This is a genomic window from Pseudomonas putida, from assembly GCF_028682635.1.
Lineage (GTDB): Bacteria > Pseudomonadota > Gammaproteobacteria > Pseudomonadales > Pseudomonadaceae > Aquipseudomonas > Aquipseudomonas putida_AE.
In genome coordinates this window covers 364,413-374,154 of record NZ_JANHLK010000003.1, presented here as the reverse complement: position 1 = coordinate 374,154, position 9,742 = coordinate 364,413, and the positions used below count along the sequence as shown (strand labels likewise).

Annotated in this window: 8 protein-coding genes; 6 read left to right on the top strand and 2 right to left on the bottom strand. The window is 59.2% G+C overall.

The window, feature by feature from the left end; all coding sequences use genetic code 11:
• Positions 1-340 precede the first annotated feature (340 nt).
• Positions 341-1,561: a CaiB/BaiF CoA transferase family protein gene (locus NPS56_RS06030; RefSeq protein ID WP_274073866.1), complete on the bottom strand. Its 1,221-nt coding sequence runs from the start codon at positions 1,559-1,561 to the stop codon at positions 341-343.
• Between the two features lie 12 nt (positions 1,562-1,573).
• On the bottom strand, positions 1,574-2,755 hold the full coding sequence (locus tag NPS56_RS06025; RefSeq protein WP_008064832.1) for an acyl-CoA dehydrogenase: 1,182 nt from the start codon (positions 2,753-2,755) through the stop codon (positions 1,574-1,576).
• Positions 2,756-2,913: 158 nt separating this feature from the next.
• Here NPS56_RS06025 and NPS56_RS06020 point away from each other — a divergent pair, with 158 nt between their 5' ends.
• The 6 genes from NPS56_RS06020 (at position 2,914) to NPS56_RS05995 (ending at position 9,412) form a co-directional block, all read left to right on the top strand.
• Complete coding sequence (locus NPS56_RS06020) at positions 2,914-3,813, top strand: LysR family transcriptional regulator (protein WP_274073865.1); 900 nt, start codon at positions 2,914-2,916, stop codon at positions 3,811-3,813.
• A 435-nt stretch (positions 3,814-4,248) separates the two neighbouring features.
• Positions 4,249-5,370 (top strand): Re/Si-specific NAD(P)(+) transhydrogenase subunit alpha, encoded by a 1,122-nt coding sequence (locus tag NPS56_RS06015; RefSeq protein WP_046818713.1) that lies wholly within the window; start codon positions 4,249-4,251, stop codon positions 5,368-5,370.
• Positions 5,371-5,381: 11 nt separating this feature from the next.
• Positions 5,382-5,738: an NAD(P) transhydrogenase subunit alpha gene (locus NPS56_RS06010; RefSeq protein WP_008064823.1), complete on the top strand. Its 357-nt coding sequence runs from the start codon at positions 5,382-5,384 to the stop codon at positions 5,736-5,738.
• Positions 5,735-7,168, top strand: a complete 1,434-nt coding sequence (locus tag NPS56_RS06005) for an NAD(P)(+) transhydrogenase (Re/Si-specific) subunit beta (protein WP_274073864.1) — start codon at positions 5,735-5,737, stop codon at positions 7,166-7,168. The genes NPS56_RS06010 and NPS56_RS06005 overlap by 4 nt, the downstream gene beginning before the upstream one ends.
• A 215-nt stretch (positions 7,169-7,383) precedes the next feature.
• Positions 7,384-8,877, top strand: a complete 1,494-nt coding sequence (locus NPS56_RS06000; protein WP_274073863.1) for an acetyl-CoA hydrolase/transferase family protein — start codon at positions 7,384-7,386, stop codon at positions 8,875-8,877.
• 319 nt (positions 8,878-9,196) lie between these two features.
• Positions 9,197-9,412, top strand: coding sequence for a DUF1127 domain-containing protein (locus NPS56_RS05995; protein ID WP_007902752.1), 216 nt, complete (start codon positions 9,197-9,199; stop codon positions 9,410-9,412).
• Positions 9,413-9,742 lie beyond the last annotated feature (330 nt).

Below are 9,742 nucleotides of genomic sequence, written 5' to 3'. Positions count from 1 at the left end.
TTTTCAAGGAATCCTTAACAACTTCAACCACTTGCGCTTCAGATCTCTCATCAGCGGGAGGCGAATTCTACAGCGTTACGCGCTGCTGTCAACACCCCTTTTTCAACTTCCTGCTGGCTTCGATGAACTGAAGCAACCTGCTGTCAAAACTGCGTAACTCATTGTTTACCAAGGAGTTTTCCGTTTCGACTGCGCCGGAAGTGGGGCGAATTATAGGCTTCCAGAATCTGCCGTCAAGCATTGATTCCGGCGTTCTATCAATAACTTGCAGGAGGCGCCAAAACGCCCTGATTGAACCCTATCCAGAAAGACAAACGCTCCTCTATATAGAAAAGCGCCATCAGAGAACGCCCGAAGCCTTCAAAGCAGACACGGCTCCAGCCTCCAGGCCAAGCACCCGCTGCAGAACCTCCAGCGTATGCTCGCCCAGCAAAGGTGGCGCATACCGGTACTCCACCGGCGTCTCGGACAACCGAATCGGACTGGCCACCTGCGGCACCATGCCAGCCAGGGCGTGAGGCAACTCGATCGCCAACCCGCGCGCCTTGACCTGAGGGTCTTCAAACATCTGCGCCAGATCATTGATAGGGCCGCACGGCACACCGGCCTGTTCCAACTGAGCAACCCACTCAGCGGTCGTCTTGAACACCGTAGCCTGGCGGATCAGGGGAATCAGCACCGCCCGGTTTGCCACCCGCAGCTTGTTGGTCGCAAAACGCGGATCATCGGCCCACTGGGGCTGCCCCGCCACTTCGGCAAATTTGCGAAACTGCCCATCGTTGCCGACAGTCAGGATGAAATCGCCATCTGCCGTAGGAAAGTCCTGGTAAGGCACGATGTTCGGATGAGCATTACCCAGACGCTTTGGCGCATTGCCCGTTGTCAGGTAATTCATCGCCTGGTTGGCCAGGCACGCGACCTGGACATCCAGCAACGCCATATCGATATGCTGCCCGCCACCATCGTGGTCTCGATGCGCAAGCGCCGCCAAAATGGCAACCGTGGAATAGAGTCCGGTGAGAATATCCGTCAGCGCCACGCCAACCTTGACCGGCCCGGCTCCCTCTTCGCCTTCAGGTCGACCCGTCAGGCTCATCAGGCCACCCAGGCCCTGGATCATGAAGTCATAACCCGCACGCTTGGCGTAAGGACCGGTTTGCCCAAAACCGGTAATCGAGCAATAAATCAGTTCAGGATTGATCGCCTTCAGCGACTCATAGTCCAGACCGTAGGCCGCCAGGCCGCCGACCTTGAAATTCTCGATCAGGATGTCCGACCTGGCCGCCAGCTCACGCACCAGCTTCTGTCCCTCAGGGCGCGTGAAGTCTATGGTGACCGATTGCTTGTTGCGGTTGGCCGACAGGTAATAGGCGGCCTCGCTGGTATTTTCGCCATAGGCGTCCTTGAGGAACGGCGGGCCCCAGGCGCGCGTGTCATCGCCATTGCCCGGACGCTCGACCTTGATCACTTCGGCGCCAAGGTCGGCGAGGATCTGCCCGGACCACGGCCCGGCCAGCACCCGCGATAAATCCAGTACCCGTAGATGCGAAAGCGCGCCCATAACGTTCTCCTATTAATAGAACGCCTGGATGCCGGTCTGCGCGCGACCGAGGATCAGGGCGTGGACGTCATGCGTACCCTCATAGGTATTCACCACTTCCAGGTTGACCAGATGGCGGGCAACCCCGAACTCGTCCGAGATACCGTTGCCGCCCAGCATGTCGCGGGCCATGCGCGCGATATCCAGGGACTTGCCGCAGGAGTTGCGCTTCATCATCGAGGTAATTTCAACCGCCGCAGTACCTTCGTCCTTCATGCGACCCAGGCGCAGGCAGCCTTGCAGCGCCAGGGTAATTTCGGTCTGCATGTCGGCCAGTTTCTTCTGGATCAACTGGGTGGCGGCCAATGGGCGACCGAACTGCTGGCGGTCCAGGGTGTATTGACGGGCGGTGTGCCAGCAGAACTCGGCGGCACCCAGTGCGCCCCAGGAGATGCCGTAACGGGCCGAGTTCAGGCAGGTGAAAGGGCCCTTCAGACCACGGACGTCAGGGAAGATGTTTTCTTCCGGAACGAACACGTTGTCCATGACGATTTCACCGGTGATCGAAGCACGCAGGCCAACCTTGCCGTGAATCGCAGGGGCGCTCAGGCCTTTCCAGCCCTTTTCCAGCACGAAGCCACGGATGTCGCCGGCATCGTCCTTGCCCCAGACCACGAACACATCGGCGATCGGGCTGTTGGTGATCCACATCTTGCTGCCGGTCAGGCTGTAGCCGCCTTCCACTTTGCGAGCACGGGTGATCATCGCACCTGGATCGGAGCCATGGTTAGGCTCGGTCAGGCCGAAGCAACCGATCCACTCGCCCGACGCCAGTTTTGGCAGGTATTTCTGTTTCTGCGCCTCGGTACCGAACTCATTGATAGGCACCATTACCAACGAGGATTGCACGCTCATCATCGAGCGATAGCCGGAGTCGACACGCTCGACTTCACGGGCGATCAGGCCGTAGCTGACGTAGTTCAGGCCACTGCCGCCGTACTGTTCCGGGATGGTTGCGCCCAACAGGCCCACTTCACCCATTTCGCGGAAGATCGCCGGGTCGGTCTTTTCATGGCGGAAAGCTTCGAGCACGCGCGGCGCGAGACTCTGCTGGGCGAACTGCGCAGCGGTGTCGCGGATCATGCGTTCTTCTTCGGTGAGCTGTTGATCCAGCAGCAGGGGATCGATCCAGTTGAAGCTAGCTTTACCGGCCATGAGTGTGTCCTCTCGAAACAGGGTCAAATAACGTGCAGTGATCCTAGGCCGGGTTCGACGCTTGGGCAAACGAGGATTTCGCATACTGTTGTGCTAATTTCTCACTCCGAAACGTCGCAAATCCCTTTCAAGGCGATGTATTAGTGAGGTTGACGTACATGCGCAGGAAAATACCCAGCACAACGGCCCTGATCAGCTTCGAGGCGGCCGCACGCCATGAAAGCTTCACCAAGGCCGCCCAGGAGCTTTCGCTGACCCAAGGGGCCATTTGCCGACAGATCGCCAGCCTCGAGGAGTTCCTCAGCGTGGAACTGTTCCGACGCTCCCGGCGCGGGGTCAAGCTGACGGAGGCGGGCCTTTCCTACAGTCGCCGGGTGGCCACTCAACTCGATGCGGTCGAGCGCGACACCTTGTCCGTGATGGGCCAGCAGGGCGCCAACGTAATCGAACTGGCCGTGGTTCCGACCTTCGGCACCCAGTGGCTGCTGCCCAGGCTCAAGGACTTTCAGCAGAAACATCCGGAAGTGACGGTCAACCTGACCAACCGCACGCGCCCATTCCTGTTTGCCGACACCGATTTCGACGCCGCGATCTATTTCGGTGATGCGGATTGGTCGGGTACTGAATCCCACAGGTTGATGGGTGAAAACCCGATGCCCGTGTGCAGCCCTACCCTGCTGGGCAACAAGAATGTCCTGACACCCGCCGAAATCGCCGACCTGCCCCTACTGCAACAGACCACCCGCCCCTATGCCTGGCGCCAATGGTTCGCCTCTCAGCACCTGAATGTGCCGCGGGACATGACAGGGCCGCGCTACGAGCTATTCTCCATGCTGGCCCAGGCCGCGATGCACGACATGGGGATTGCGCTGATCCCGCCATTCCTGATTCAGCGCGAACTGGCCGAGGCGCGCCTGGTGATCGCCAACCCCCAGGCACTCTCCAGTATCAAGGCCTATTACCTGATGATTCCGGAGAGAAAGGTCGAATCGGCGTCTTTAAGGGCTTTTCGGGACTGGCTGGTAACTCAGGCCCATGGCTACAGCCTTGAAGGATAAGGCCCCCTGGCAATTATCTGACCTCGTAGTCAGAAAAATTAAAACCCTACAGATATAAGTATTTGTCGCATGGAGGAAAACTGTAAAACCAAGCAGTACAAACGTGCCACAAGCGCCTGACGACGCGGCTTTGCGCCACTATTTCATCACCATATCGCATCATTCATATGGCCGATGTGTAATTTGTTGGATTGGCCCCAGAATCCACGAAAGGCACGGCCTAGACGGGATTGAGCCGTTTGGTTGCGACATTCGGTCACGGGGTGACTTGTAGTTAATTTTCCGTCACCCGTCATAATCCCTTGAAGGGCACAAAGTTCGCCTGCAAAATGCCGCGCCCCGCCTGAATTTAGCGGGGTCGTGCTGATCGGCCGCCCCAGCCGCACCATCCGTAGTGCATGGGTTTACTCAATAAGATCACGCAGGAGATTTGACGTGCACATTGGTGTTCCTCTCGAAACCCAGACCGGTGAAACACGGGTTGCTGCAACCCCCGAAACCATCAAGAAGCTGATCGGCCAGGGTCACAAGGTCACTGTACAAAGCGGCGCCGGCGTCAATGCCAGCGTTGTCGACAGTGCCTATGAAGCTGCCGGCGCAACCATTGGCAGCGCCAGTGAGGCATTTGGTGCAGAGCTGATTTTGAAGGTCGTCGCCCCCAGCGACAGCGAGCTTGCGCTGATAAAGAGCGGCACCGTTGTGGTGGGGATGCTCAATCCGTTCAACAACGAAACCATCGCCAAGATGGCCGAGTGCGGCATTACCGCCTTTGCCCTGGAGGCCGCACCTCGCACCTCCCGCGCCCAGAGCCTGGATGTGTTGTCCTCGCAAGCCAACATCGCCGGCTATAAAGCCGTGTTGCTGGCCGCTCATCATTATCCGCGCTTCATGCCGATGCTGATGACCGCTGCGGGCACCGTGAAAGCGGCGCGGGTGCTGATTCTCGGCGCCGGTGTTGCCGGATTGCAGGCCATTGCCACGGCCAAGCGCCTGGGCGCGGTGATCGAAGCGTCCGACGTGCGTCCTGCGGTGAAGGAGCAGATCGAATCCCTGGGCGCCAAGTTCGTCGACGTGCCTTACGAGACCGATGAAGAGCGTGAATGCGCCGTCGGTGTCGGCGGTTACGCCCGCCCGATGCCGGCCAGCTGGATGCAGCGTCAGGCCGTGGCCGTGCACGAGCGCGCCAAGCAGGCTGACATCGTCATCACCACGGCACTGATTCCGGGTCGCAAGGCACCGACACTACTCAGCGCGGAAACCGTGGCGCAGATGAAACCCGGCTCGGTGGTCATCGACCTCGCCGCAGCCCAGGGTGGCAACTGCCCTTTGACCGTGGCCGATCAGGTGGTCGTCGAAAACGGCGTGACCATCGTTGGCCCGACCAACCTGGCTGCCGCCGTAGGCGCCGATGCCTCGGCCCTGTATGCACGCAACCTGCTGGACTTCATGAAACTGTTGTTCGATAAAGAAGGACAACTGGTGATCAACCTTGAAGACGATATCGTCGCCGCGTGCCTGATGTGCCGCGACGGCCAGATCGTGCGCAAGAACGGCTGAGGATAAAAACAATGGAAGACATGCTGATCTCTCACGGTATCTACAACCTGATCATCTTCGTGCTGGCCATCTATGTCGGCTACCACGTGGTCTGGAACGTGACGCCTGCACTGCACACCCCACTGATGGCCGTGACCAACGCGATCTCGGCCATCGTCATCGTCGGCGCCATGCTCGCTGCCGCCCTCACCGTGACCCCGCTGGGCAAGACCATGGGCACCCTGGCCGTGGCCCTGGCCGCGGTCAACGTGTTCGGTGGCTTCCTGGTCACCCGGCGCATGCTGGAAATGTTCAAGAAGAAAGCGGCTCCAGCAAAGGCTCCGGCAGCCAAGGCCGAAGCAATCAAGGCTGAGGTGCAGCAAGCATGAGCATGAACCTGGTTACTTCCCTGTATTTGATCGCCTCGGTCTGCTTCATCCAGGCGCTCAAGGGACTCTCGCACCCCACCACCTCGCGTCGCGGCAACCTGTTCGGCATGCTCGGCATGGGCCTGGCGATCCTCACCACGGTCGGCCTGATCTACAAGCTCGGTGCTGAGCTGGCCCATGACGGCATCGTCTACGTGATCGTCGGCCTGCTGATCGGCGGCACTGTCGGTACGATCATGGCCAAACGCGTTGAAATGACCAAGATGCCCGAGCTGGTCGCCTTCATGCACAGCATGATCGGCCTGGCAGCGGTGTTCATCGCCATTGCGGCGGTAGTCGAGCCGCAGTCGCTGGGTATCGTTGCGCAGCTGGGTGACGCGATCCCGGCCGGTAACCGCCTGGAGCTGTTCCTCGGTGCCGCCATTGGTGCGATCACTTTCTCCGGTTCGGTAATCGCCTTCGGCAAGCTGTCGGGCAAGTACAAGTTCCGCCTGTTCCAGGGCGCACCCGTACAGTTCACCGGCCAACACAAGCTGAACCTCCTGCTGGGCGTGGCGACACTCGGCCTGGGCATCACCTTCATGTTGACGGGAGACCTCAGCGCCTTCGCCTTGATGCTGGCCCTGGCCTTCATCATGGGTGTGCTGATCATCATCCCGATCGGTGGCGCGGACATGCCAGTGGTCGTATCCATGCTCAACAGCTACTCCGGCTGGGCGGCGGCAGGCATCGGCTTCTCGCTGAACAACTCGATGCTGATCATTGCAGGCTCCCTGGTGGGCTCGTCCGGTGCGATCCTCTCGTACATCATGTGCAAGGCGATGAACCGCTCCTTCTTCAACGTACTGCTTGGCGGCTTCGGCAATACCGCCGAGGCAGGTCCTGCAGGCGCCAAGGAAGCCCGTCCGGTGAAATCCGGTTCGGCTGACGACGCGACCTTCCTGCTGACCAACGCCGACACCGTGATCATCGTTCCGGGTTACGGCCTGGCGGTAGCACGGGCACAGCACGCACTGAAGGAACTGACCGAGAAGCTGACCCATCGCGGCGTGACCGTGAAGTACGCGATCCACCCGGTCGCCGGTCGTATGCCCGGCCACATGAACGTCCTGCTGGCCGAGGCCGAAGTGCCTTACGACCAGGTGTTCGAGATGGACGACATCAACTCCGAGTTCGGCCAGGCCGACGTGGTGCTGGTGCTGGGTGCCAACGACGTGGTCAACCCTGCCGCGAAGAACGATCCGAAATCGCCGATTGCCGGCATGCCGATCCTCGAAGCGTTCAAGGCCAAGACCATCATCGTCAACAAGCGCTCGATGGCCAGCGGCTACGCCGGCCTGGACAACGAACTGTTCTACCTGGACAAGACCATGATGGTGTTCGGCGACGCCAAGAAAGTCATCGAAGACATGGTTAAAGCCGTCGAGTAAGACCGCTTGGCAATACCACAACGCCCCGACTCGTCGGGGCGTTTTTGTTTGCGTTAATCGTCGGGAAAAGGGCCGCTTTGTTACCGAAACGGTAACGGTGTTTTGTCTGGAAGTGCCGAAATAGACGCCTCGTTTGCGACCTTGGTAGCGGGACAGGGCATCAACAAATTCTCTAGACTGGACATCCTGCTACCCGTTGCCCGAGATAACAATTCATGTACCGTGACCGTATTCGCCTGCCTTCGTTGTTGGATAAAGTGATGAGCGCCGCCGAGGCTGCCGCTCTGATTGAGGACGGCATGACCGTCGGCATGAGCGGCTTCACCCGCGCCGGCGAAGCCAAGGCCGTACCCCACGCATTGGCCGAACGGGCCAAGGTCACTCCGCTGAAGATCAGCCTGATGACCGGCGCCAGCCTGGGCAACGACCTCGACAAACAACTCACCGAGGCCGGCGTATTGTCGCGACGCATGCCGTTCCAGGTGGACAGCACCCTGCGCAAGGCGATCAACGCCGGCGAGGTGATGTTCATCGACCAGCACCTCTCGGAAACCGTCGAGCAACTGCGCAATCAGCAACTGAAGCTGCCGGACATCGCGGTGATCGAAGCCGTGGCCATTACCGAGCAAGGCCATATCGTGCCGACTACGTCCGTGGGCAACTCGGCCAGTTTCGCGATTTTCGCCAAGCACGTCATCGTCGAGATCAACCTGGCGCACAACGCGAACCTCGAAGGCCTGCACGACATCTATATCCCGACCTATCGTCCGACTCGTACGCCGATTCCCCTGGTCAAGGTCGACGATCGCATTGGCAGCAGCGCCATCCCGATTCCACCGGAAAAGATCGTCGCGATCGTGGTCACCAACCAGTCCGACTCACCGTCCACCGTGCTGCCACCGGATGTGGATACCCAGGCCATCGCCGATCACCTGATCGACTTCTTCAAGCAGGAAGTCAGCGCCGGGCGCATGACCAACAAGCTCGGCCCGTTGCAAGCCGGTATCGGCACCATCGCCAACTCGGTGATGTGCGGCCTGATCGATTCGCCGTTCGAAGACCTGACCATGTACTCCGAGGTCCTGCAGGACTCGACGTTCGACCTGATCGATGCCGGCAAGCTGAGCTTTGCATCCGGCAGTTCGATCACCTTGTCGAGCCGGCGCAACGCTGACGTGTTCGGCAACCTGGAGCGCTACAAGGACAAACTGGTCCTGCGCCCCCAGGAAATTTCCAACCACCCTGAAGTGGTCCGTCGCCTCGGCATCATTGGCATCAACACCGCCCTTGAGTTCGATATCTATGGCAACGTCAACTCCACCCACGTCTGCGGCACGCGGATGATGAACGGCATTGGCGGCTCGGGCGACTTCGCGCGCAACGCCCACCTGGCCATCTTCGTGACCAAGTCGATCGCCAAGGGCGGGGCGATTTCCAGCGTGGTTCCGATGGTCAGCCACGTTGACCACACGGAACATGATGTCGACATCCTCGTCACCGAGGTCGGCCTGGCGGACCTGCGTGGCCTGGCACCCCGGGAGCGGGCGCGCGTCATCATCGACAACTGCGTACACCCGGGTTACCGCCAGGCCCTGAACGACTACTTCACGGCGGCCTGCGCAATCGGCGGGCACACGCCGCATATCCTGCGTGATGCACTGAGCTGGCACATGAACCTGGAAGAAACCGGAAGAATGATCGCCGTGTAATTGATACAGATGGCAGCTGACGCAAACACAGTTTCGTCAGCTTGCCGTTGCCGAGCAGAATCCCGACAAAAACTGTACTGCTGTACCGGTCATTTCCTACCGAATTTTCCTACACCACCCCCTCAAATCACCAAAATTGCACCACAATAGAGCAGACAGGTACAGTTGCCTCATTTTCGACCAGTACACCCCCTATAAACAGTTAACTGAGCTCTCACAATACAGATGAACTGTATCTACAGAGACTAGGCAAACGAGAGGATCATGGGCACCAGTCAAGCCACTACCTAATCCCGCCATAAGCGGAAGGATGTAAACCATGGAACGTACACTCAGTTCCGAACTGTTCTTCGAAGACACCGCTGCAAAAACCCAGGCTTCCATGCCTCTGCGCGTTATCGCCAACCTGATGCTGTGGCAGCGCCGCATCTCCAGCCGCCACCAGCTGGCTCGCCTGGATTCGCGTCTGCTGGCTGACGCCGGGATTAGCGAAGCACAACGCTACGAAGAGCTGAGCAAGCCGTTCTGGCGCTAAGTTAGCGTCGCTGGCTCTGACCTCAGGGTCCACCGCCAGCAACCCGAATTGAACAAGCAAAGCCCGTCGTGGGAAACCACGACGGGTTTTGTCGTTTCACCGGCTGTTAACGCATAACCAGTACAGTTTTCTCATTTATCGATTACACCGCTACAGTTGAGCAAACGGTTTTTCATCCGTTCAAACTGATTTCCAGCAACCTTTTCTCTTATAGGCTGTTCGAAACGTCCTGCTCAGGCCTAATATCAAGCCAGAACGTGGCGCCCCCCGAGTGTCTGGCGTCTGATCATCAGACACTGCACCACCTCTTTATCGTCACATCCAAAGGAG